The sequence below is a fragment of the Terrabacter sp. MAHUQ-38 genome (assembly GCF_014518425.1).
Classification (GTDB): domain Bacteria; phylum Actinomycetota; class Actinomycetes; order Actinomycetales; family Dermatophilaceae; genus Terrabacter.
In genome coordinates this window covers 97,289-119,501 of record NZ_JACVCU010000006.1, presented here as the reverse complement: position 1 = coordinate 119,501, position 22,213 = coordinate 97,289, and the positions used below count along the sequence as shown (strand labels likewise).

19 protein-coding genes and 2 tRNA genes are annotated in these 22,213 nt (G+C 71.5%); 13 read left to right on the top strand and 8 right to left on the bottom strand.

Annotated elements, in window-relative coordinates; genetic code table 11:
• Nucleotides 1-33 precede the first annotated feature (33 nt).
• From mmsA to H9I49_RS21100, 3 genes are read left to right on the top strand one after another with little or no spacing between them, the layout of a single operon-like run.
• Entirely contained in the window at nt 34-1,569 is a 1,536-nt protein-coding gene (mmsA, locus tag H9I49_RS21110) for a multiple monosaccharide ABC transporter ATP-binding protein (protein ID WP_188032370.1), read from the top strand.
• A 1-nt stretch (nt 1,570) separates the two neighbouring features.
• A complete protein-coding gene (gene mmsB / locus H9I49_RS21105) occupies nt 1,571-2,995 on the top strand; it encodes a multiple monosaccharide ABC transporter permease (protein ID WP_188032369.1) in 1,425 nt (474 codons plus the stop codon).
• Between the two features lie 25 nt (nt 2,996-3,020).
• On the top strand, nt 3,021-4,268 hold the full coding sequence (locus H9I49_RS21100; protein WP_188032368.1) for a D-arabinono-1,4-lactone oxidase: 1,248 nt from the start codon (nt 3,021-3,023) through the stop codon (nt 4,266-4,268).
• Between the two features lie 16 nt (nt 4,269-4,284).
• Here the strand turns inward: H9I49_RS21100 and H9I49_RS21095 are convergent, their stop codons facing one another.
• The gene (locus H9I49_RS21095) at nt 4,285-5,523 is read right to left on the bottom strand and encodes an AGE family epimerase/isomerase (protein ID WP_188032367.1); all 1,239 of its coding nucleotides are present in this window, start codon (nt 5,521-5,523) and stop codon (nt 4,285-4,287) included.
• 59 nt (nt 5,524-5,582) lie between these two features.
• Nucleotides 5,583-7,151, bottom strand: coding sequence for a class I SAM-dependent methyltransferase (locus tag H9I49_RS24625; protein ID WP_188032366.1), 1,569 nt, complete (start codon nt 7,149-7,151; stop codon nt 5,583-5,585).
• A gap of 100 nt (nt 7,152-7,251) precedes the next feature.
• Here H9I49_RS24625 and H9I49_RS21085 point away from each other — a divergent pair, with 100 nt between their 5' ends.
• Nucleotides 7,252-9,351, top strand: coding sequence for a glycosyltransferase (locus tag H9I49_RS21085; protein ID WP_188032365.1), 2,100 nt, complete (start codon nt 7,252-7,254; stop codon nt 9,349-9,351).
• Nucleotides 9,352-9,366: 15 nt separating this feature from the next.
• Here the strand turns inward: H9I49_RS21085 and H9I49_RS21080 are convergent, their stop codons facing one another.
• A complete protein-coding gene (locus tag H9I49_RS21080) occupies nt 9,367-9,903 on the bottom strand; it encodes a MarR family winged helix-turn-helix transcriptional regulator (RefSeq protein WP_188032364.1) in 537 nt (178 codons plus the stop codon).
• A 151-nt stretch (nt 9,904-10,054) separates the two neighbouring features.
• Here H9I49_RS21080 and icmF point away from each other — a divergent pair, with 151 nt between their 5' ends.
• Nucleotides 10,055-13,273, top strand: a complete 3,219-nt coding sequence (icmF, locus tag H9I49_RS21075) for a fused isobutyryl-CoA mutase/GTPase IcmF (protein ID WP_188032414.1) — start codon at nt 10,055-10,057, stop codon at nt 13,271-13,273.
• 27 nt (nt 13,274-13,300) lie between these two features.
• Nucleotides 13,301-14,065, top strand: coding sequence for a helical backbone metal receptor (locus H9I49_RS21070; protein ID WP_188032363.1), 765 nt, complete (start codon nt 13,301-13,303; stop codon nt 14,063-14,065).
• A 60-nt stretch (nt 14,066-14,125) separates the two neighbouring features.
• On the opposite strand, the gene H9I49_RS21065 is transcribed toward H9I49_RS21070, so the two are convergent.
• From H9I49_RS21065 to H9I49_RS21055, 3 genes are all read right to left on the bottom strand, one after another.
• On the bottom strand, nt 14,126-15,373 hold the full coding sequence (locus H9I49_RS21065) for a cupin domain-containing protein (protein ID WP_188032362.1): 1,248 nt from the start codon (nt 15,371-15,373) through the stop codon (nt 14,126-14,128).
• Nucleotides 15,373-15,630, bottom strand: a complete 258-nt coding sequence (locus H9I49_RS21060; RefSeq protein WP_188032361.1) for a BatC protein — start codon at nt 15,628-15,630, stop codon at nt 15,373-15,375. The genes H9I49_RS21065 and H9I49_RS21060 overlap by 1 nt, the downstream gene beginning before the upstream one ends.
• 86 nt (nt 15,631-15,716) lie before the next feature.
• Nucleotides 15,717-16,538 carry a hydrolase gene (locus H9I49_RS21055; RefSeq protein WP_188032360.1) on the bottom strand — a complete coding sequence of 274 codons (822 nt, stop codon included), beginning with the start codon at nt 16,536-16,538 and terminating at the stop codon, nt 15,717-15,719.
• Nucleotides 16,539-16,597: 59 nt separating this feature from the next.
• Here H9I49_RS21055 and H9I49_RS21050 point away from each other — a divergent pair, with 59 nt between their 5' ends.
• From H9I49_RS21050 to H9I49_RS21020, 7 genes are all read left to right on the top strand, one after another.
• The gene (locus H9I49_RS21050) at nt 16,598-17,479 is read left to right on the top strand and encodes a hypothetical protein (protein WP_188032359.1); all 882 of its coding nucleotides are present in this window, start codon (nt 16,598-16,600) and stop codon (nt 17,477-17,479) included.
• 115 nt (nt 17,480-17,594) lie between these two features.
• Nucleotides 17,595-17,667: transfer RNA gene (locus H9I49_RS21045), tRNA-Thr, on the top strand.
• Nucleotides 17,668-17,726: 59 nt separating this feature from the next.
• Nucleotides 17,727-17,803, top strand: a tRNA-Met gene (locus H9I49_RS21040).
• 168 nt (nt 17,804-17,971) lie between these two features.
• Nucleotides 17,972-18,142, top strand: coding sequence for a 50S ribosomal protein L33 (gene rpmG / locus H9I49_RS21035; protein WP_034801502.1), 171 nt, complete (start codon nt 17,972-17,974; stop codon nt 18,140-18,142).
• 105 nt (nt 18,143-18,247) lie between these two features.
• Nucleotides 18,248-18,697, top strand: a complete 450-nt coding sequence (locus tag H9I49_RS21030) for a MaoC family dehydratase N-terminal domain-containing protein (RefSeq protein ID WP_188032358.1) — start codon at nt 18,248-18,250, stop codon at nt 18,695-18,697.
• A complete protein-coding gene (locus H9I49_RS21025; RefSeq protein ID WP_188032357.1) occupies nt 18,694-19,149 on the top strand; it encodes a MaoC family dehydratase in 456 nt (151 codons plus the stop codon). Before H9I49_RS21030 ends, H9I49_RS21025 begins: the two co-directional genes overlap by 4 nt.
• 17 nt (nt 19,150-19,166) lie before the next feature.
• On the top strand, nt 19,167-20,240 hold the full coding sequence (locus H9I49_RS21020) for a UDP-N-acetylmuramate dehydrogenase (RefSeq protein ID WP_188032356.1): 1,074 nt from the start codon (nt 19,167-19,169) through the stop codon (nt 20,238-20,240).
• A gap of 67 nt (nt 20,241-20,307) precedes the next feature.
• Here H9I49_RS21020 and H9I49_RS21015 read toward each other — a convergent pair whose 3' ends face one another.
• Together H9I49_RS21015 and H9I49_RS21010 are read right to left on the bottom strand one after the other, a co-directional pair.
• Nucleotides 20,308-20,988, bottom strand: coding sequence for a hypothetical protein (locus tag H9I49_RS21015; RefSeq protein WP_188032355.1), 681 nt, complete (start codon nt 20,986-20,988; stop codon nt 20,308-20,310).
• A 125-nt stretch (nt 20,989-21,113) separates the two neighbouring features.
• Nucleotides 21,114-22,187: an adenosine deaminase gene (locus tag H9I49_RS21010; protein ID WP_188032354.1), complete on the bottom strand. Its 1,074-nt coding sequence runs from the start codon at nt 22,185-22,187 to the stop codon at nt 21,114-21,116.
• Between the last annotated feature and the right edge of the window lie 26 nt (nt 22,188-22,213).

The following is a 22,213-nucleotide window of genomic DNA, read 5'->3' as shown; positions in this document are numbered from 1 at the left end:
CCTTCTCGGATCGAGAGAGAAACGCGAGTGACCATGAACACGACGATCCTGTCGATGCGCTCCATCACCAAGGAGTTCCCCGGAGTGAAGGCGTTGTCCGACGTCAACCTCGAGGTGCAGCGCGGCGAGATCCACTCCATCTGCGGTGAGAACGGTGCCGGCAAGTCGACCCTGATGAAAGTGCTCTCCGGCGTGTACCCGCACGGGACGTACACCGGCGAGATCCACTTCGACGGGCGGCTCTGCGAGTTCAAGGGCATCCGCGAGAGCGAGGCCGCGGGCATCGTCATCATCCACCAGGAGCTGGCACTCGTCCCCGAGCTGTCGATCCTCGAGAACCTCTTCCTCGGCAACGAGCAGGCCTCCGCCGGCAGGATCGACTGGCTGGCCGCACGCCAGCGCGCGCTGGAGCTGTTCGCCCGGGTGGGGCTGGACGAGGACCCGGACACGCAGATCAAGAACATCGGCATCGGCAAGCAGCAGCTCGTCGAGATCGCCAAGGCACTGGCCAAGGACGTCAAGCTGCTCATCCTCGACGAGCCGACGTCGGCCCTCAACGACACCGACTCCCGGCACCTGCTCGACCTGCTCCTCGGCCTCAAGGCCAAGGGGATCACGTCGATCATGATCAGCCACAAGCTGGCGGAGATCGAGGAGGTGTCGGACTCGATCACCATCATCCGCGACGGACGCACCATCGAGACCCTCGATGTCCGCCGCGGCGAGGTGAACGAGGACCGCATCATCCGTGGCATGGTCGGCCGCGACCTCGACCATCGTTTCCCGCCACACGAGTCGACCGTCGGCGACGTGCTGCTCGAGATCCGCGACTGGACCGTGGCGCACCCGCAGGACGTGGCACGCCTCATCGTCAAGGGTGCCAACCTCACGGTCCGCCGCGGTGAGATCGTCGGCCTCGCCGGCCTCATGGGCGCGGGCCGCACCGAGCTGGCCCGCAGCGTCTTCGGCGAGTCCTACGGCCACAAGATCAGCGGCGAGCTCGTCAAGGAGGGCGCGACGCTGCAGGCGAACACGGTCAGGCGTGCGATCGACGGCGGACTGGCCTACGTCACCGAGGACCGCAAGAGCCTGGGCCTCAACCTGCTCGACTCCATCCGGGTCTCGATCACGGCCGCAGGCCTGAAGTCGATCAGGGGCCGCGCGGGCGCGGTGGACGAGCGGCAGGAGGTCCTCGCCGCGGAGCGCTACCGCAAGAGCATGAACATCAAGACGCCGTCCATCGAGACCGGGGTCGCCAAGCTCTCCGGGGGCAACCAGCAGAAGGTGGTCCTCGGAAAGTGGATGTTCACCGAGCCCGACGTCCTGATCCTCGACGAACCGACCCGGGGGATCGACGTCGGTGCAAAGTACGAGATCTACGAGATCATCAACCGCCTCGCCGACAGCGGGCGCGGCGTCCTCGTGATCTCCTCCGAGCTGCCCGAGCTGCTCGGGCTCTGCGACCGCATCTACACACTCAGTGCAGGGGTCATCACCGCGGATGTCCCGCGGGAACAGGCGAACCAGGAAGTACTCATGCGATACATGACCCAGCGAAAGGCTGACTGAGATGGCGATCGAGACCGCCCCCGCACCCGGCAGGCAGAGCGCCCGCGAAGGAACGTCCATCGTCCGCGACATCCGCAACGCGCTCAGTGGCAACATCCGCCAGTACGGCATGATGATCGCCCTGCTGCTGCTCGTGGCGATGTTCCAGATCCTGACCGACGGGCTCTTCCTCCAGCCGCGCAACGTCACGTCGCTGCTCGTCCAGAACGGTTACATCCTCATCCTCGCGATCGGCATGGTGATGGTGATCATCGCCGGTCACATCGACCTGTCGGTCGGCTCGGTGTGCGCCTTCGTCGGGGCGACGGTCGCGCTGGCGATGGCGAAGTTCGACCTGCCCTGGCCTGCGGCGATCCTCCTCGGGCTGGCGCTCGGGATCCTCGTCGGCATCTGGCAGGGCTTCTGGGTCGCCTACGTCGGCATCCCCGCGTTCATCGTCACGCTCGCGGGCATGCTCCTCTTCCGTGGCCTGGACCTCATCATCCTCAACGCCGAGTCGATCCCCGTGCCGGAGAGCTTCCAGAAGATCGCCAACGGGTACATCCCGGAGATGGGCCCCGTCACGGGGTACCACAACCCGACGCTCGTGCTGACCCTCCTGGCCGTCGCGGTCATCGTCTACCTCGAGCTGCGCAAGCGTGCGGACCTTCGCAGGTACGGCATGGACGTGCCGCGGATGGTGCTGAGCGTGCTCAAGCTCGTCGTCATCTGTGGCCTCATGCTCGTCTTCGGGCTGCTCCTCGCCTCGTACAAGGGTGTGCCCGTCGTCGGCCTGATCCTCGGCGCGCTGGTGGTCCTCTACACCTACATCACGCAGCGCACGGTGCTCGGCCGCCACATCTACGCGGTCGGCGGCAACTCGAACGCGGCCCGCCTCTCCGGGGTCGACACCCGCCGCGTCGACCTCTTCGCGATGGTCAACATGGGCTTCCTGGCCGCGATCGCGGGCATGGTCTTCACCGCCTACCTCAACGCGGCGAACCCCAAGGACGGCGTGGGCTTCGAGCTCGACGCGATCGCCGCCGTGTTCGTCGGCGGAGCCGCGGTGGCGGGCGGTGTCGGCACGGTCACCGGCTCGATGGTCGGCGGGCTCGTGATGGGCGTGCTCAACCTCGGGCTGGCCAACCTCAGCGTCGACTCGAACTACGTCCAGATCATCAAGGGGCTGGTCCTCCTGGGAGCGGTCGCCCTCGACGTCCTGTCCAAGTACCAGGGTCGCCCGAGCTTCATCGGGATGATCATCAACGGGATCACCCGCGGACGCGGCACACCCCCCGGACCCGCCAGCCCCACCCCCGTACGAGCGGACGAGACCGTCACACCGACAGGTGTGGTGCACGTCGCCCGGACGCATCGAGACGACCTGCCCGAGGGCGTCCAGAAGCTGCCACCGCCGGACCGCGCCGAAGACGCCGACGCGAGATGACACGACACGAGCCAGACTGCTGCTCATGAGCATCGAGACGAACTGGGCCGGCAACCACACGTACCGGGCCCGCATCGAGCGGCCTCGGTCTGTCGACGAGCTCCAGGACGTCGTCGCGCGCGAGGCACGGGTGCGGGCGCTCGGCTCCCGCCACTCGTTCACCGACCTCACCGACATCACGGACAGCGACGCCGGCGTGCTGGTCTCCCTCGCCGACATCCCGACCGCCGTGGACGTCGACGAAAGCACCCGCAGGGCGCGCGTCACGGGCCGGGCGGCATACGGCGAGGTGGCGACCCAGCTGCAGGCTGCGGGCTGGGCGCTGGCCAACCTCGCGTCGCTGCCGCACATCTCGGTCGCCGGCGCCGTCGCGACGGGGACGCACGGGTCCGGTGTCGAGAACGGCTCTCTCGCAACGTCCGTCGCGTCGTTGGACATCGTGGGCTCTGACGGCGAGATCCGCAAAACCAGCCGAGGCGACGCCGACTTCGACGGCAGCGTCGTGGCGCTCGGCGCGCTCGGTGTCGTCACGGCCGTGACGCTCGACATCGAGCCCACCTTCGAGGTCCGCCAGGACGTCTACACCGGCCTCGCGTGGGACGCGCTGGTCGGCGAGCTCGAGACGATCACGAAGAGCGCCTACAGCGTGAGCCTCTTCACCCGCTGGACCGACGCCGGGATCGAGCAGGTGTGGCTCAAGAGCCGCGCCGACGACGCGCCCACCGAGCTGTTCGGTGCCCTCGCGGCGACGACGACGATGCACATGCTCGAGGGCGGTGCGACCGAGTCGGTGACGCAGCAGGGAGGCCTGCCCGGCCCGTGGCTCGATCGGCTGCCGCACTTCCGGATGGAGTTCACGCCGAGCCGCGGCGAGGAGCTGCAGAGCGAGTACCTCCTGCCACGCGAGCACGCGCTGACCGCCATCGAGCGGCTCCGCGCCCTCGGTGAGCGGATGGCCCCGGTGCTGCAGGTCTGCGAGCTGCGCACCGTCGCGGCCGACGAGCACTGGCTGAGCAGCGCATACGGCCACGACGTTCTCGGGGTGCACTTCACGTGGCTGCGCGACGTCGAGCGGGTGTATGCCGTCCTGCCGGCCATCGAGGCGGCGCTGCTGCCGCTCGGGGCGAGACCCCACTGGGGCAAGTGCTTCGTCGCGGAGGCCGCCGACCTGGAGCCGATGTACCCGCGGATGTCGGACTTCCGGGCCCTGCGCGACCGGGTGGACCCGGACCGCACCTTCGGCAACGCCTTCCTCGACCGCGTCCTCGGCTGACCGGGGCGTCGAGGGGTCAGCGCAGCGCGCCCTCCCGCAGCGCCCCGACGAACGACGTGATCTCGCCGAGCGCACCCGACAGGCAGGCCTGGTAGGCGTGGTAGACGTCCGGGCGTCCACGCCACACCGTCCTCGACGGCGTCAGGTCGGGCGTCAGCTCGTGCCGCCACGAGCCGTTGTCGGCGTCGACGAAGTGGTCGCGCGCGTGCCGCCACCAGCGGTCGTACCACGCGGCATACGTGGGGTCGCCTGTGGCGAGGTGGAGCGTGCGGGCCGCGGCGATGGCCTCGGTGACGACCCAGTGCAGGCGGTCTCGCACGACGGGTCGCCCCTCGAAGTCGGTGGTGTAGACGAAGCCCTCCTGCGCGTCGGCGTCCCAGCCCTCGTGCACGGCGACGTCGAAGAGCGACCGCGCGTCGTCGAGCAGCCACGCGGGCGCCTCTGCGCCGAGGGCGCGCCGCAGCTGCAGGGCCAGACGCGACCACTCGAGCAGGTGCCCGGGGGTCACGCCGTAGGGGCGGAACGGGTCGGCCGGCAGGTCGCGGTTGTACTCGTGCCGCGGGCGCCAGCCGGCGTCGAAGTGTTCGGGCAGCCGGTAGTTCTCCTGTCGCGCGAAACCGTGCACGACGCGCTCGGTGATCCGCAGCGCGTGACCGAGCCACCGCGGGTCTCGGGTGACGTCCCAGGCCGCGAGGAGCGCCTCGAGCGAGTGCATGTTTGCGTTGACGCCGCGGTAGTCCTCGAGGACGGTCCAGCTGCGGTCCCAGACGTCGACGGCCAGACCCTCCGACTCGCTCCAGAACCGTTGCTCGAAGGTCTGCAACGCCGCATCGAGCAGGTCGTCGGCGCCGGCCCGCCGCGCCGCCGACGCGCTCGAGGCGGCCAGGACGACGAACGCGTGCTCGTAGGCGCGCTTGTCGGCGACGTCGGGAGACCCGTCGGGCTGGACCGACGCGTACCAGCCCCCGTGCTGGGGGTCGTGGAGCAGGCCGCCCGGTGCGAACGTCGCCACGCCGTGGTCGACGACCTCGCCGTACGCCGTGTCGCCCTCGAGCACGGCCAGGGCCGCGACGTGCGTCATCCGGGCCGTGATCCACAGCTCGACGCCCCGCGACGGGTCGAGGTTCCCGTCGTCGGTCAGCCAGCCGAAGCCGCCACCGGGACGCTGGGCGTCGCGCACGAACGCGGCGAGCCGCCGGCGCTGCTCCGCGAGCCAGGTGAGGTGGTCGGCGGACGGCAGCGGGAAGTCGGGCATGCTCCCAGTGTGTCGAGGGTCCGGCGGGACCGTCTCGGGTGTCCTGAAACGAGGTGTCCTCAGCCCCGGCGGAACCGGGACGCGTCCTTCTGCAGCGACAGCCGGGTGAGCGTGAAGTCCGGCAGGATCGCGGCCCACCTGCTCATCACCTCCTGCTCGGCGGCGCGCACGACATCGTCGAGCACGACGCTCGCGCGCGGAGCGAGCCGGTCCTTGAGCAGGGGCACGGCGGGCAGCCGCACGAGCGGGCCGGTGGCGTCGGGTGGTCCGTCGACGAAGAGCAGGCCGATGTCGTGGAGGTCCTCGATGGACTCGAGGGCGTACCACGGAGTGTCGTGCCCGGGCAGACCCGTGGGCGCGAGGGGGGCGTCGCGGACCTCCGCGACGTGGGCGACGCCGTGGTCGCGCAGGGTCTGGCGGGTCTGCTCGGCGTAGACGGGGTCGTGGTCGAGCGACACGACGCGGGTCTCGAGACCGAAGTGGTCGATGACGAGTGACAGCCACAACGTCGAGACGCCGCTGCCGCACTCGACGACGAGGGCCGGGCGGCGGGTCAGGACCTCGCCGACGAGCGTGAGGACGAGGTCGGGCGAGGCGGCCCAGCCGCCCATGAAGGGGATGACCCCACGGACCGGCACGAGCGCGAAGAGGTTGGCGACGGCCTGGGTCTGGTGCATGGCCGTGAGCTCGTGCGGGTCGGTGAACATCTCGGGCGTCCGCGTTTCGGGGAGCCGGCGTGCCGTCTCGAGGGTCGAGGCCGACACGACGTGGAGCTCCTGCTCCAGGAGTGCGAGCCGCTCGTCCAGGGCCCTCGTCCGCTCCTGCATCGACGACGTCGCCACGGCGAGCTGCTTCTGGGCCTTGGTCCGGGCTGCGCGGTCCTTCTCGCGCTGGCGGCGCAGCGCCTGCTGGACCTGCCGCGCGCTGCGGCTCTGCAGCCACGCGAGGCCGGCGCCGCCGCCCAGAGCGGCGAGCGCCAGGATGGTCACGGCGAAGCCGACGTAGCCGGTCGTCGTCACGAGTGCCACGACGACCGCTGCTGCGATGGCGGCCAGTGCGGCGACGGCGCCGAGGGCGAGAAACCGGCTGCGTCGTGACGTGGATCCCGGGGCGGGAACCGTCGGTGCCTCCGCCGCAGGCGCGGGGACCGACGTGGTGGCCTGGGCGGCCTGCCCCGCCGCCGTCACGGGCGGCGTTCCGTCGCCGGATGCCGCCGGGCCCGTGGCCGTGGCCGTGGACGCATCGGCGCCGTCCGTCGTCACGGGGGAGGTGGCGTCCGCCGCGGTCGGGGCGTCACCTCGACCCAGCTCGACGAGCCGGAAGCCGTCAGCGTCCAGGCGACGCAGCGGGTGCCAGCCGGCGATCGGCGGCTCCGAGTCACCGGTCGACTCGACGAGGAGCGTGGCGTCGCCGGCGAGGCGGGGTGCCAGCTCCGTCAGCGCCCGTCCGGCATCGGCACCCGCGAGCACGACGAGCCGCGAGGCGCGCGGTGCTCCCGGTGGCGAGACGCGGTCCGCACCCGGGCGGGTGAGGTACGCGTCGGGGAAGTGCGCCGCGAGCACGGCGGCGCGTGCTTCGTCGTCCGACACCACGATCACCGGGCCGGCCGGCCAGTCCGAATCCGTCACGCGTGCACCCTAGAGTAATCCGGGCGGTGCTGTCCGGGTGGACGACCCGCACCCGTGACCCGCGCCGGTGACCGTCGCCGGCAGACCCGTGGAGAGACTCGTGGACCGCACGTTCGACAGGCCCGATGTGTCCGTCATCGTCACGACCGACCGCGGGTCGGCATGGGTCGGCGCCTGCCTCCGGTCGCTGGCCCGGCAGACCCTCGCCCACGAGCGGTACGAGGTCGTCCTCCTGCAGCACGGTCCCGACGACGGCACCGTCGCTGCCGTCGCGCGGGTCCGCTCCGGCCACCCGGGGTTCCAGCTGCGGCACGTGGCCCTCGACGCCTGCACGCGCGCCGCGGCGAAGAACGTCGGCCTCGCGGCCGCACTGGGGCACTGGGTGATGTTCGTCCACGACGACGACCGCGTCTCGCCGAACCTGCTGCGCGCGCTGCGGGACCGGTGCGGTGACGGACGGGTCGCCGTCGCGGCCCACGTCGACACGCCGCCGGCCGGGCGGCCCGCAGTCTTCAGCGCCCCCAGGCTCGAGCGGCAGCTCGCGTGCCAGGGCCAGGTGGTCGCGCTCGGTCGCGCACCCTCCGCGCTCGGCAGCCTCGCCGCAACCATGCTGCCGATCGACCTGGTCCGGCGTACGGGCTTCGACGCCGACCTGCCGACCGGCGAGGACGCCGTCCTCTGCGGTCGGCTCCTCCTCGCCGGGCAGCCCGAGGTGGCGTTCTGCTCGACGGCCGACGACGCGGTGCACTACCGCTCGGTGGCCGCCCGCGGCATACGCCAGGAGACCCCCGGGGCCCTTCTCGCAGGCATCGCGCGGCTCCTCCGCCTGCCGCTCACGGACCGGTCGGCGCTCGCCGCGCGGGCGTGGATGGTGGTCGAGGAGACCGACCAGCTGAACCGCCACCTCCGAGCCCACCCGGAGGCGCACGGCGACGTCGTGGCCGAGCGACGTGCGCGTGGCCTGTGGACCGTGCAGCCCACCCGGCTCAACCGCGGCGTCGCCCGCGACCTGGCGATCCTGCAGTATGCGGTCCCCGTCGTGGACACCTCGGCCAACGTGGCTGCCCGCCGGATCCGCGACGCGGGCACGGTCGTCGACGTGCTCACCACTCAGCGCGACGACGAGCACCGCGTCGACCAGTCGTCGGACCTCGTGTGGTCCGAGTACGTCGACCAGGTCCGGACCGTTCCCACGAAGCCGGTGTGGTTCTGGTGGCCCGGCGTGACCGCCTTCGCACGCCGCGGGGTCGAGCTGCTCGAGCGGCAGGGCCTCGCCGGCCGCTACCGCTCCGTCTACAGCCGCAGCGCGCCCGTCGCGCCGCACGTCGTCGCGGCCCTCTACACGCTGCGACACCCCGGGGCGCGCTGGGTGGCGGAGTTCTCCGACCCGGTGCTGCACGACATCGACGGGTCCGAGCGCGAGAGCTCGGGGCCTGCGGATGCTGCGCTCCTGGCCGAGTTCCGAGCCGCGCTCGAAGCCCGCGGGGTCGTGCCGCCCGAGTCGGACAACCTCTACCTGTGGAGCGTCACGTTGGCCTTCGCCCTCGCCGACGAGATCCTGTTCACCAACGAGCACCAGCGCGACTACATGCTGGAGGACTTCCCCGACCCCGCCGTGGCGGCTCGGGCCCGGGAAGTCGCCACCGTGCGGCCGCACCCCGTGCCGCCGGCCGAGCTCTACCGCCTCGTGCCCAGCAGCTACGACCTGGAGCCGGGCAGGGTCCACATCGGCTACTTCGGCGTCCTCTACGGCACGCGGACCCTCGACGAGGTCCTCGAGGCCCTCCGGCGGGTCGACCCCTCGCTCCGGGACCGCCTCCGGCTGCACGTCTTCTCCCGCAGACCGGACGACCTCGCGGCCGACGTCGCCGATGCCGGGCTCACGGGTGTCGTCATCGCGAAGCCCTTCGTCGACTACCTCGAGTACCTCAGCCTCTGCACGCGCCTCGACGTCCTGCTCGTCAACGACGCGAGCACCAGCGAGACCCACTCGCGCAACCCGTACCTGCCGTCGAAGTACTCCGACTACATCGGCTCAGGCACGGACGTCTGGGGAGTCGTCGAGCCCGGCAGCATCCTCAGCGGCCTGCCGCTGGCCCACCGGAGCGAGATCGGCGACGTCGACGGCGCTCTCGCCGTGCTCGAGGGACTCGCGCGGACGGCGACGTCGAGCGAGCCGGCACGCACCGCCCACGCCTGACGCGGGCGAGCGGGCTCAGAAGTCGCCGGCGCGAGCACGCAGGCGGGTCAGCACGTCGACGAGCGAGCGCACGTCACGGGGGCCGAGGTCGGGTTGCTCGAAGACATCCGTGTTGAGGGCCTTCGTCGCGCGCTCGGCGAGCTCGCGCCCGGCAGGGGTCAGGGCGACGAGCATCGCTCGCCGGTCCTCGGGATGGGTCGAGCGGGTGACGAGCCCGGCGTCCTCGAGGCGGTCGACGGCGTTCGTGACGCTCGTCGGGTGCACCTGCAGGCGTGAACCGATGACCTTCATGGGCAGCGACCCCCGCTTGCTGAACCACAGCAGCATGAGCACCTCGTAGCGGGCGAACGTCACGCCGAGCGGCCTGAGCGTCGCTTCGACGCGGGCCAGCACGATCTGGTGCGCGCGCATGAGCGAGGTGATCGCGGCCATGCCGTCGGCCGCGGCGTCCCAACCCTGCTCCACCCACTGCTCGCGGGCGCGCGCGATCGGGTCGAAGCCGAGGCCCGCTCCTGCGGCGACGCCAGTGGCCGCGTTCGTCTCCGCACTCATGGCGCCATGGTAGGACCACGACGCGTTGACGTCCATTAGTAGGAAGTCCTAGTATTTTGGCGTCAACGTCGCACCCCGGAGGCCAGTCGTGACCGCGCAGTCGTCCCAGCAGCACCAGCCCACCGAGCCCACCGAGCCCACAAAGCCCGCCATGCACCGGCCCAGGCACCATGTTCGGCTCGTCACCGCGAGCAGCCTCTTCGACGGGCACGACGCGTCGATCAACATCATGCGGCGCATCATGCAGACGCAGGGCGCCGAGGTCGTCCATCTCGGCCACAACCGCTCGGTCCAGGAGGTCGTCGACGCTGCGATCGAGGAGGACGTGCAGGGCGTCGCCGTCAGCTCCTACCAGGGTGGGCACGTCGAGTACTTCGAGTACCTCGTGCAGCTGCTCAAGGAGAACGGCGCCGGGCATGTCCGGGTCGTCGGCGGGGGCGGGGGCGTCATCGTCCCCGACGAGATCGCCCGGCTGCGCGACTCGGGGGTCACCATCTTCAGCCCGGAGGACGGCCAGCGCCTCGGTCTCGCGGGCATGATCAACCAGGTCGTCGCCGACTGCGACTTCGACCCGTGGGAGATCGGTGCGCCGGCGCTCGAGGCTGTCCTCGCCGGGGAGCGTGCAGCGGTGGCGCGCGCGATCACGGGCGCGCAGGAGGGCGACATCGACGAGGCGACCCTCGCGGCCATCCGCGAGGCAGCCTCCCGCCGCCGGATGCCCGTCCTCGGCATCACCGGCACCGGCGGCTCCGGCAAGTCGAGCCTCACCGACGAGCTCGTCCGCAGGCTCCGCCTGGACCAGCAGGACAAGCTCCGCGTCGCCGTCCTCGCCGTCGACCCGACCCGCAGCCGCGGCGGCGGCGCCCTCCTGGGCGACCGCATCCGCATGAGCTCGCTCGACGGCGACCGCGTCTTCTTCCGCAGCCTCGCGACGCGCGGCGGCTCTCAGGTGCCGACGCACCTCGACGACGTCCTGTCCGTCGTCAAGGCCGCCGGTTTCGACCTCGTCGTGCTCGAGACGCCGGGCATCGGCCAGGGCGACGCCGCCATCGTCGACTACGCCGACGTCTCGCTCTACGTCATGACGCCCGAGTTCGGCGCAAGCAGCCAGCTCGAGAAGATCGACATGCTCGACCAGGCCGACGTCGTGGCCATCAACAAGTTCGAGCGCCGCGGCGCCGAGGACGCCCTGCGTGACGTCGGTCGGCAGATGGTGCGCAACCGCGAGGCGTTCGGCAAGAGTCCCGCCGACATGCCCGTCTACGGCACGTCGGCCGCCACCTTCAACGACGACGGCGTCACCGCGCTCTACCAGGAGCTGCGAAAGCTCCTCTCCGACAAGGGCATGCCCGTCGAGGAGGGCGTCCTGCCGCCCGTGGCGACGAAGCAGTCGACCCGCATCGCGACCATCGTCCCCGCGGCCCGGGTGCGCTACCTCGCCGAGATCAGCGAGACGGTCCGCGGCTACCACGAGAAGACGGAGGCGTATGCCGCCGCGGCCGCCCGCGTGCAGAGGCTCGAGTCCGTGCGGGGCGAGCTCACCGACTCCGGGGCGGCCTCGGACGGCGTCGAGTCCCTCCTCGAGGCGGCGCGCAAGGACGTGCCGGCCGAGGTCGGCGAGGCCGTCGCCGCGTGGCCGTCGGTCGTCGAGTCCTACTCCGGCGACGAGCAGGTCGTCCGCATCCGCGACAAGGAGATCCGCAACCCGCTGACCCGAGAGTCGCTGTCGGGCAACAAGATCCCGCGCGTCGCCCTCCCGCGCTACCGCGACCACGGCGAGCTGGTCAGCTTCCTGCGCCGCGAGAACCTCCCCGGCTACTACCCCTTCACGGCCGGCGTCTTCCCGTTCAAGCGCGAGGGGGAGGACCCAGCCCGCATGTTCGCCGGCGAGGGCGACCCCTTCCGCACCAACCGCCGCTTCAAGCTCCTCTCCCATGGTCAGCCGGCGACCCGCCTGTCGACGGCCTTCGACTCCGTGACCCTCTACGGCCGCGACCCCGACCCGCGCCCCGACGTCTACGGCAAGGTCGGCACGTCCGGGGTCTCCATCGCGACGCTCGACGACATGAAGGCGCTCTACGACGGCTTCGACCTCGTCTCGCCGACCACGTCGGTCTCGATGACGATCAACGGGCCCGCGCCGACGATCCTCGCCTTCTTCCTCAACACCGCGATCGACCAGCAGGTCGACGCCTTCACCGCGCGGGAGGGCCGCGAGCCCAGCGACGACGAGCGCGCCGAGCTCACGGCATACGCCCTCGCCAACGTCCGGGGCACGGTGCAGGCCGACATCCTCAAGGAGGACCAGGGCCAGAACACCTGCATCTTCAGCACCGAGTTCAGCCTGAAGATGATGGCCGACATCCAGCAGTGGTTCATCGAGCACCAGGTCCGCAACTTCTACTCGGTGAGCATCTCCGGCTACCACATCGCCGAGGCCGGGGCCAACCCCATCAGCCAGCTCGCCTTCACCCTCGCCAACGGGTTCACCTACGTCGAGAGCTACCTCGCGCGTGGCATGAAGGTCGACGAGTTCGCGCCGAACCTGTCGTTCTTCTTCAGCAACGGCATGGATCCCGAGTACTCCGTGCTGGGCCGCGTCGCCCGTCGCATCTGGGCGGTCGCGATGAAGGAGAAGTACGGCGCCAACGACCGCAGCCAGAAGCTGAAGTACCACGTGCAGACGTCGGGCCGGTCCCTGCACGCGCAGGAGATGGACTTCAACGACATCCGCACCACGCTGCAGGCACTCATCGCCATCTACGACAACGCCAACTCGTTGCACACCAACGCCTACGACGAGGCCGTGACCACTCCGTCGGAGGAGTCGGTGCGTCGCGCGCTCGCCATCCAGCTCATCATCAACCGCGAGTGGGGTCTCGCGATGAACGAGAACCCGCTCCAGGGCTCCTTCGTCATCGACGAGCTCACCGACCTCGTCGAGGCGGCCGTCCTCAAGGAGTTCGACCGCATCACCGAGCGCGGCGGCGTGCTCGGCGCCATGGAGACCGGCTACCAGCGCGGCCGCATCCAGGACGAGTCGATGCTCTACGAGCACCGCAAGCACGACGGCAGCCTGCCGATCATCGGCGTCAACACGTTCCGCAACCCGCACGAGGGCGAGACCCCGCGCAAGGTCGTCCTCGCGCGCGGCACCGAGGAGGAGAAGCAGAGCCAGCTCTCCCGCGTCCGCGCCTTCCGCAAGGAGCACGAGCTCGAGGCGAAGACCGCGCTGGAGGAGCTGCGCACCGTGGCGATCGAGGGTGGCAACGTCTTCGACGTCCTCATGCGTGCCGCTCGGGTCTGCTCGCTCCAGCAGGTCACCGAGGCCTTCTTCGAGGTCGGCGGCCAGTACCGTCGCAACGTCTGACCCGCCGCACCGCCGAGAGGCCGACGCATGCCACCCGTGTCACTGGTCGACGACCTGGCGCATGCCGTGTCGCTGGCGATGCCGCCGCGCCGGGTCGTTTCGCTGGTCCCGTCGATCACCGAGGCGCTCGCGACGAGCTGCCCGGAGCGGCTGGTCGGTGCCACCGACTGGTGCACGCACCCGGAGGGCCTGGAGGTGCAACGCGTCCGCGGGACGAAGAACCCCGACCTCAAGGCCGTCGCGGCACTCGAGCCGGACCTCGTCGTCGCGAACAAGGAGGAGAACCGCGAGCTCGACGTGCGCCGGATGCGGGAGGCCGGGCTCGCGGTGTGGGTCACCGACATCGAGACGGTGCCCAGCGCCCTCGACTCGCTCGCACGGCTCTTCGGTGAGGTGCTCGAGGTGGGCACGCCCGCGTGGCTCGCGAAGGCTCGTGACGAGTGGGCGGGGCCGGTGCCCGAGCCGTCCCGCGACGTCGCGGTCGCGATCTGGCGGGACCCGTGGATGGCCGTCGGCCGCGACACGTTCACGGGCGACGTCGTGGCACGGCTCGGCTGGCGCAACGTCCTCGCCCACCACGCCGACCGCTATCCACACGTGGAGCCGGCCGACCTCGACCGCCCAGGTCTCGTCGTCCTGCTGCCCGACGAGCCCTACGTGTTCACCGCCGACGACGGACCGGAGGCATTCGTGCACGCCCGCACGGCGCTCGTCAGCGGTCGCCTGCTCACGTGGTACGGCCCGTCCCTCGTCGGTGCCAGACGGGCCCTTGCCGAGGCCGTCGGCGCCTGAGGCACGCCGGGCTCGGTGGCCGCTCGACGTGCCGAACCGTCGAGCGGCCGGTTGGCGCGGTCAGTCCGCGGCGACGACGAGCAGTCCCGCGAGCATGAGGCGCCGGGCGAGCTCCATCCCGACCATGTCGGCCCGGAGCACGCCGTCGTCGAGGAGGGCGACGAGCGTGCCGACGTCGTGGGGCTCGACCGCGAGGTCCGCGATCCGGCTGTGCAGGGTCACCGAGCCGGCCGCGTCCTGGACGAGCCGGGCGGCGACATGGGGCCGCAGTCGCAGGCTCGTGTCGGGGGTGAGCGCCTCGGCCGCGGCGACCTGAGCGAGAGGGCTGATCGGGGACGGCCGCTGCGCGCCACGGGCCCGGATCTCGAGGGCGTCGACGACGTCGTCGGGCTCGACCTCTCGCATCGCCTGGACGAGCGCCTCGCGGACGATCTCGACGTCGGGGACGAGGGCGTTACGGTCGAAGCCGGACGGGGTCACGTCGAGGGACGCGCGCACCCGCTCGTCCCGGCTCGCCGTGGCGAGCGCGATGGTGACCAGCTCGTCGGCGACGTGGCGCCGCGTCCAGACGTGGATGCCGAGGGTCACGTGGATGCTGACCCCACCGAGAGCGGTCGCCGAGTGCACCCAGCCACGCGGCAGGTAGAGCACGTCGCCCGGATGCAGGGTGAGCTCGTGCTCAGGAGGCTGCCGCGCGGCCTCCTCGACCTCGGCCCGGTGGTCGGTCCACGGCTCGTCGCGCAACGGGGCCGTATGCACCGGCGGGTGCAGGCGCCAGCGCTTCTCGCCGCCCATCTGCAGCACGAAGACGTCGTGGACGTCGTAGTGGTCGCTGAAACCGGTGCTCTGGCTGGGGGTGACGTACGCGTTTGCCTGGACGGGGTGACCCAGCTCCTCGGCGAGCTGCTGGGTGAAGTCGATGAGCGGACCCCACGTGCGGTGCAGACCCTGCAGGACGATGGTGGAGCCGTCGGCGAAGAGCCGAAGCAGCTTGTCGTCACTGACCTGGTCGCCGACCGTCGCACCGACCCCGCCGCCCTGCGTGAACTCACGGTCGCCGAGGGTGCGGCCGTCCCTGGCCACGCGCACGAACGGCGCGCGCAGCCCTCGCCGCGACACGAGCTCGTCGACGGAGTCCTCTCCGAACAGGTCGAGGATGCCGCCGGGGAGGTCGTCGGCACGCGTGAGGTGGGGTGCGCGTCCCCAGTGGTCGCGCGCGAACGTCTCGGCATCGACCGGCACCAGACGTCGTAACGCCGAGCGCCCACGCCGCTGCGTGGACGCCCGGCCGGTCGTGCCAGCGGTCATCAGGCTCCGCCGTCGGCACCGCCGTCGTGGCTCTCCACGTCGGCTCCGCCGTCGGCGGGTCCCTCGGTGTCGGCTCCGCCATCGGCACCACCGTCGTGGCTCTCCACGTCGGCTCCGCCGTCGGCGGGCCCCTCGGTGTCGGCTCCGCCGTCAGCTCCGCTGTCGTGGCTGCCCACGTCGGCTCCGCCGTCGGCCGGGCCCTCGGTCATCGGGTCGTCGCTGGTGTCGCCCACCGGGTCCAGCGGGTTGTCGCTCATGGCTTCTCCTCCAGAGGGTGTGAGGCGGCGCCGGGCGACGCCGCCGCAGTGGACCTACCCGGTCCCCGCGCCTTGTGCACGCCCGGTCACGTCAGGTGGTCGAAGTCCCCGCGCGTCCACGCTGCGTGACGGTCGGCCGAGCGGCGCACCACCGCCTTGGCGTCCTTCGGCACGACGGCGCCGAAGTTGTTGTAGAGGCGGTCGTAGTGCAGCCCCTCGAGCTGGTGTGCGATGCGCTGGACCACGTTGCCCGAGAGCGGGATCCGGTTCGGGTAGCTGCGCAGGAAGCTCACCGTCCGGCGGTCCGGGTTGGGGAAGACGGCGTCGCCCGCGAGCAGCACGCCGCGACCGTCCGCCCCCGCCTGCCACTCGACGACAGCCTGACCGCGGAAGTGCCCGCCCACCCTGTGAAGCGTGAGCCCGGGTGCCACCTCCCGCTGCTCGTCGTAGAGCTCCACCAGGGTGTCGCGGCGACGCACCCACTCCGCGTCGGGGGAGGCGACCAGGACCGGCGCGCCGCCGAGGGCGCGCGCCCACTCCGTCTGCACGCCGTACATGTGGGGGTGGCTCGCGGCGACCGCGAGCGTCGGCCCGAGCGACCGCACGAAGGCGAGCGCCTCGTCGTCGACGTAGCCGACGCAGTCGAAGAGCAACACGCCCTCGGGCGTGCGCACGACCATGGTCTGCTGGCCGATGCCGACGTGCGGGTCGGCCCGCAGCCCCCAGAGGTCGTCCTCGACGGGGTCGATCGTGATCTGCGTGCCCGCCTCACGCAGCTCGGTGAGGGTGGTCCACCGTTGGCCCGACTCGGGCACCCACTGCCGCTCGTCCTCGCACACGGCGCACTGCGCCGGCGGCTCCACCAGGTCATCGGTCTCGACGGCACACGTCGCACAGATCCAGATCACGGGTCCAGCCTGCCCGTCGGCAACGGGCTGCACCACTTGGTTTGGGGCAGGATGCAGGGGTGATCCTGCACCTGCGCGCCGCCGTCGAGCAGCTGTATGCCGCCCCGCCGGCGCAGTTCACCCCGCTGCGCTCCGAGCTGGTGGCACAGGCGAAGTCGGCCGGCGAGAAGGACCTCGCCGCCTCGATCGGTGCGCTGCGCAAGCCGACGGTGGCCGCGTGGGCGGTCAACCACTTCGTCCGCGGGCACGGCGACGAGCTCGAGGACTTCCGGGCCTTCGCCGAGCTGCTCCGCGAGGCCCAGCGCAGTCTCGACGCCGACCAGCTGCGTCTGCTCGGGCGGGAGCGCTCCAAGCGCGTCGACGCCCTCGCGGACCGCATCGCCGAGGTGGCGGCGGCGGAGGGCCAGAGGCTGGGCGCAGGCGTGGCCCAGGAGGTGCGGGACACCCTGACGGCGCTGATCGCCGACGAGGACGCGGAAGCCTCCGTCCTCACCGGTTCGCTCGTGCGGGCCCTGAGCTACTCCGGCTTCGGTTCGGTCGACGTCGAGGACGTGGTGGCGCTCGGCGCGGGTGCCGACGTCGGGGAGGAGGACGAGGCGCGTCCTTCCCTGTCGGTCCTTGCCGGCGGGGGAGGCGACACCGTCGACCTCGAGGAGCGACGCCGGGCCAAGCGCACGGCCGAACGCGCGAGGCTCCAGGCAGCCCTCGATGCCGCGCGCAGCGAGCTGCGCGCCGCCGACCGTCAGGTCGCCGTCCTCACGGCCCGGCACGAGGAGGTCACCGAGGGCATCGCCGACCTCGAGCGGCGGCTCGCCACGGCACGCGGCCGGCTCGAGAAGGTCACGGGCGAGCTCGAGGAGGCGACCGGCATCCGTGATCGGCGCGAGCAGGAGGAGGCGGCGGCCCAGGAGGCGCTCGACGCCCACGGCGACCCCGATTGAGAGAGACGGCCGCCCCTGTCCCGATTTCGTATCCGCGCCGTCGAGCGTGTAGTCTCACCGTCGCACAACAGGTCGACCTGGGCCCGTCCGCGTGACGGTCCGTAGCGTCGGCCGTGCCCCAATAGCTCAGTCGGCAGAGCGTTTCCATGGTAAGGAAAAGGTCTAGGGTTCGATTCCCTATTGGGGCTCTGGTCGGTCGGGCCCCGGTCCGTCGCAGTCGCGGCGAGGTCGGGGAACGGCAGCCCATGGCGGGGTAGCTCAGCTGGTTAGAGCGCACGACTCATAATCGTGAGGTCGCGGGATCGAGCCCCGCTCCCGCTACCACTTCCGCGCGCACCCGCGACGATTTCTCTAATCATCGAGGTGTCGCGTAACCTTGGACGTCGCGCCTGCGTGTCACCCCGGGATGCCGCCCGGAACGCGTGACGCTCCGCGCGACACCCGTCGCAAGACGACCGATCACCTAGAACGTTCCCGAAAGAGCAGGTTGCCGTGGCCAGCAAGAGCACCGACGTCCGTCCCAAGATCACGATGGCGTGCGTGGACTGCAAGGACCGCAACTACATCACGAAGAAGAACCGTCGGAACAACCCCGACCGTCTCGCGATGAACAAGTTCTGCCCCAAGTGCGGCAAGCACACGGAGCACCGCGAGACCCGCTGACCCAGCGCGATCCTCTGACCGCTCCCTCGGCCACCCGGCCGGGGGAGCGTCGTCGTTCCCGGACGCGTCGGGCCGGGGGTCGGTGACGCTCGATAGGGTGCCCGTATGCCGGTGAACGCAGACTTCCAGGGCCGGGTCTACCCGCCCACCGAGACCTACCGGGTCAGTGCCGCCAAGATCCGCGAGTTCGCCGAGGCCGTCGGCTCGTCCGACCCGGTCCACGTCGACGCCGAGGTCGCCAGGGCGCGCGGCTACGCCGACGTCATCGCGCCCCCGACGTTCGCGGTCCTCATCGCCCAGCAGTGCGATGCGCAGCTGATCAGCGACCCCGAGGCCGGTATCGACTTCTCCCGTGTCGTGCACGGCGAGCAGCGCTTCACCCACCACCGGCCGCTCACGGCGGGCGACGCCGTCGTCGGCACGCTCCACGTCGACGCCGTGCGCGAGGCGGGCGGCCACGCCATGGTCACCACCCGCACCGAGCTGGCCACCGAGACGGGAGAGGCCGTCTGCACGGCCACCTCGACCATCGTCATCCGAGGAGACGAGTCATGAGCACCCAGCCGACGACCTCCGCGCCTGCGACGGTCCGGGCCTTCTCCGACGTCTCGGTCGGCGACGCACTGCCCTCCATCACCGTTCACGTCGACCGCGCCCGTCTCGTGCAGTACGCCGGGGCGTCGCTCGACCGCAACCGGATCCACTGGGACGAGCCGTTCGCCAAGAAGGTGGGGCTGCCCGACGTCATCGCGCACGGCATGTTCACCATGGGTTCGGCCGTGACCCTCGTGACGGACTGGGTCGGCGACGCCGGCCGCGTCGTCGAGTACGGCGTTCGCTTCACCAAGCCCGTCGTCGTCCCCTACGAGACGGGGGCCGACATCGAGGTCTCCGGCATCGTCAAGGCGGCCGACCCCGAGACGAAGCGCGTCACCGTCGAGCTCACCGCGACCGCCGACGGCTCCAAGGTGCTGGGCCGCGCACTCGCCGTCGCCCGGCTCGACTGACCGGGACGGTCCACCGCGTGCGCGAGCAACACGACGTCCCGCTGTCGACCTTCACGACGATGCGGGTGGGTGGCCCTGCTGCCCGGGTCGTCACCGTCGAGACCACCGATGAGCTCGTCGACGCGGTCCGCGAGGTCGACGACGCCGACGAGCCTCTCCTGGTCGTGTCGGGCGGCTCCAACCTCGTCGTGTCCGACGACGGCTTCGACGGGACCGTCGTGCGCATCGCCACCTCCGGCATCCACCCCGAGTCGGCCGACCTCTGCGGCGGGGCCGTGGTCCGCGTCGCGGCCGGTGAGGTGTGGGACGACGTGGTCGCCCGGGCCGTCGAGGAGGGCTGGGCGGGCATCGAGGCCTTGAGCGGCATTCCCGGGCTGACGGGGGCCACCCCGATCCAGAACGTCGGCGCCTACGGCCAGGACGTGTCGCAGACGGTCGCCCAGGTGCGCACGTGGGACCGCCAGGAGCAGGCCGTCCGCACCTTCATGAACGCCGACTGCGCCTTCACCTACCGCCACTCGCGGTTCAAGGGCCACTCTCGCTACGTCGTGCTCGATGTCCTCTTCCAGTTCGAGGTGGCCACCCTCAGCCGGCCCGTCGCGTATGCCGCCCTGGCGAAGGGTCTCGGGGTCGAGCTGGGCGCCCGGGTGCCGCTGTGCGACGCGCGAGCGGCCGTCCTGGAGCAGCGCCGGTCGCGGGGCATGGTGCTCGACGACGCCGACCCCGACACGTGGTCGTGCGGCTCGTTCTTCACCAACCCGATCCTCAGCCGCCGCGAGTTCGACGACCTCGTCGAGCGGGTGGGCGAGCGGCTCGGTTGGGAGGGTCCCACGCCGCCGAGGTTCGCCGAGCCCGACGGCCGCGTCAAGACGAGCGCTGCCTGGCTCATCGACCAGGCCGGCTTCGGCAAGGGCTTCGGGCTGCCGGCCCCGGCCGCCCTGTCGACGAAGCACACTCTCGCCGTGACCAACCGCGGCGGAGCGACGACGTCCGACGTCCTCGCCCTGGCCAGGCAGGTCCGCGACGGCGTCCGCGACGCGTTCGGCGTCACCCTCGTCAACGAGCCGGTGCTCGTCGGCGAGCGCCTGTAGCAGCCTCGAAGCGAGCGACCCCGGGTCCGTGAGGGTCCAGGGCCGCTCGGCGTTCGCGGCGTTGCTGCTACTTCGTGAGGACGACGGAGAAGGTCTTCGCCTTGATGTTCTTGTCCGTGGTGCTGACCTCGTAGGCAGGGCGGTTGAAGGCCAGACGCAGCGAGCTCGTCGTGCCCTTGTCGACCTTGAAGAACACCCAGCCTCGGTCGCGGTCGTCGCGCTTCGTCGTCTTCAGGGGGTCGGCCTTGAAGGCGGCGCCGAACTCGGTCGTCACCGGGACGTTCTGCTTGGGGCTCGCGGCGATGAGCGTCAGCATCGAGGGCTCGAGCGCGGCCGAGTAGCGCGTACCCGCGTCGAACTCGACCTTGACGCCTACGATCTCGAAGGCCTCGGCGCCGATCGGCTGGTTCTTCGGGAACGGCAGGTTGCGCGAGACCCGGAGCGCGGTGATGGTGTGGCCGAGGTCGGGGTCCTTGATGACGGCCTTGATGGTGCGCGTCGAGTACTCGGCCGGGGGCGTGCTCGTGGGCGACGCGGTCGTCGTCGTGGCCTCGGTCGTCGTGGTGCTGGTCGTGCTCGTGGCGGGCGTCGTGCCGGCCGGAGCGGTCGGGTCGGCGGTCACGGGCGCCTCACCGCTGCACGCCGCGAGCGCGACGACGGGGGCGACGAGGCCGACGACTGCGAGGCGTCGCAGACGGGGGCCGGTGGCGGTCGATGGGCGTGCGGAAGCGGGGGCAGAAGTTGTCATCTCCTGACCAGCATGACCGGGCGGACCGACCCTGAGCAAACCCGGTCCAGCGTCGAAGAGGGGGTCACGCTGCTCGGGCTCGCCCGTTTTGGCCGGGTACCAGAGCGTTCTCGGTGTGGCCGGTGTCACGCGGGCGCGACCCGCGCCGCGGCCTGCGACGGGGTCGACGTCGGGGCCGGTGCCTCCAGCCACGCGTCGACGTCGGCGAGGGCCGCCTTGCGCAGCTGCGGCGGCATCCGACTGCCCTCGAGGGAGGCCCGCGCGAGGCGGGCGAGGCCTGGGTCGTCGAAGCCGAGGTCACGGGCAGCGGCATACTGCGCCGCGAGGCGGGAGCCGAAGAGCAGAGGGTCATCGGCGCCGAGGGCGACGGGCACGCCGGACTCGACGATGCGTCGCAGCGGCACGTCGGCGGGGTCGGCGTAGACACCGAGGGCCACGTTGCTGCCGGGGCACACCTCGAGGGTCACGCCGGCCTCGGCCACCGCGTCGAGCACCTGTGGGTCCTCGACGCACCGCACGCCGTGGCCGATGCGGTCGGGGTCGAGGTGCTCGAGAGTCTCCATGACCGACTGGGCGCCGAGCAGCTCGCCGCCGTGCGGGACGAGCGCGAGCCCGGCGCGGCGCGCGATGTCGAACGCCGGCGCGAAGTCGGCGACGAGTCCGCGGCGCTCGTCGTTGGACAGGCCGAAGCCGACGACGGCGCCGGCCTCCTCGCCCGCGTGGTGTGCCGCGAGCCGGGCGAGCGTGCGGGCCTCGAGCGGGTGGCGCATCCGGCTGGCCGCGACGACGACCCCCACGCCGATGCGACCTTCCGTCGACACGGCGCGCGCCTCGTCGAGGACGATCTCGAGGGCGGGCGTGATGCCGCCGACGAACGGCGCGTACGACGTGGGATCGACCTGGATCTCGAGCCAGCGCGACCCCTCGGTCGCATCGTCCTGCGCCGCCTCGCGCACGATCCGGCGCATGTCGGCCTCACCGCGCACGCACGAGCGGGCCGCGTCGTAGAGGCGCTGGAAGCGGAACCAGCCGCGCTCGTCGGTGGCCCGCGCCAGCTTCGGCGGCCACCCGGACACGAGGGCCTCGGGCAGCCGGATGCCATGGTTCGCGGCGAGTTCCCGGACGGTGTCGACCCGCATCGAGCCGGTGAAGTGCAGGTGCAGGTGGGCCTTCGGCAGGTCCTGCACCGCACGCGTCATGCGGGCCAGTGTGTCACCCGGGCTCG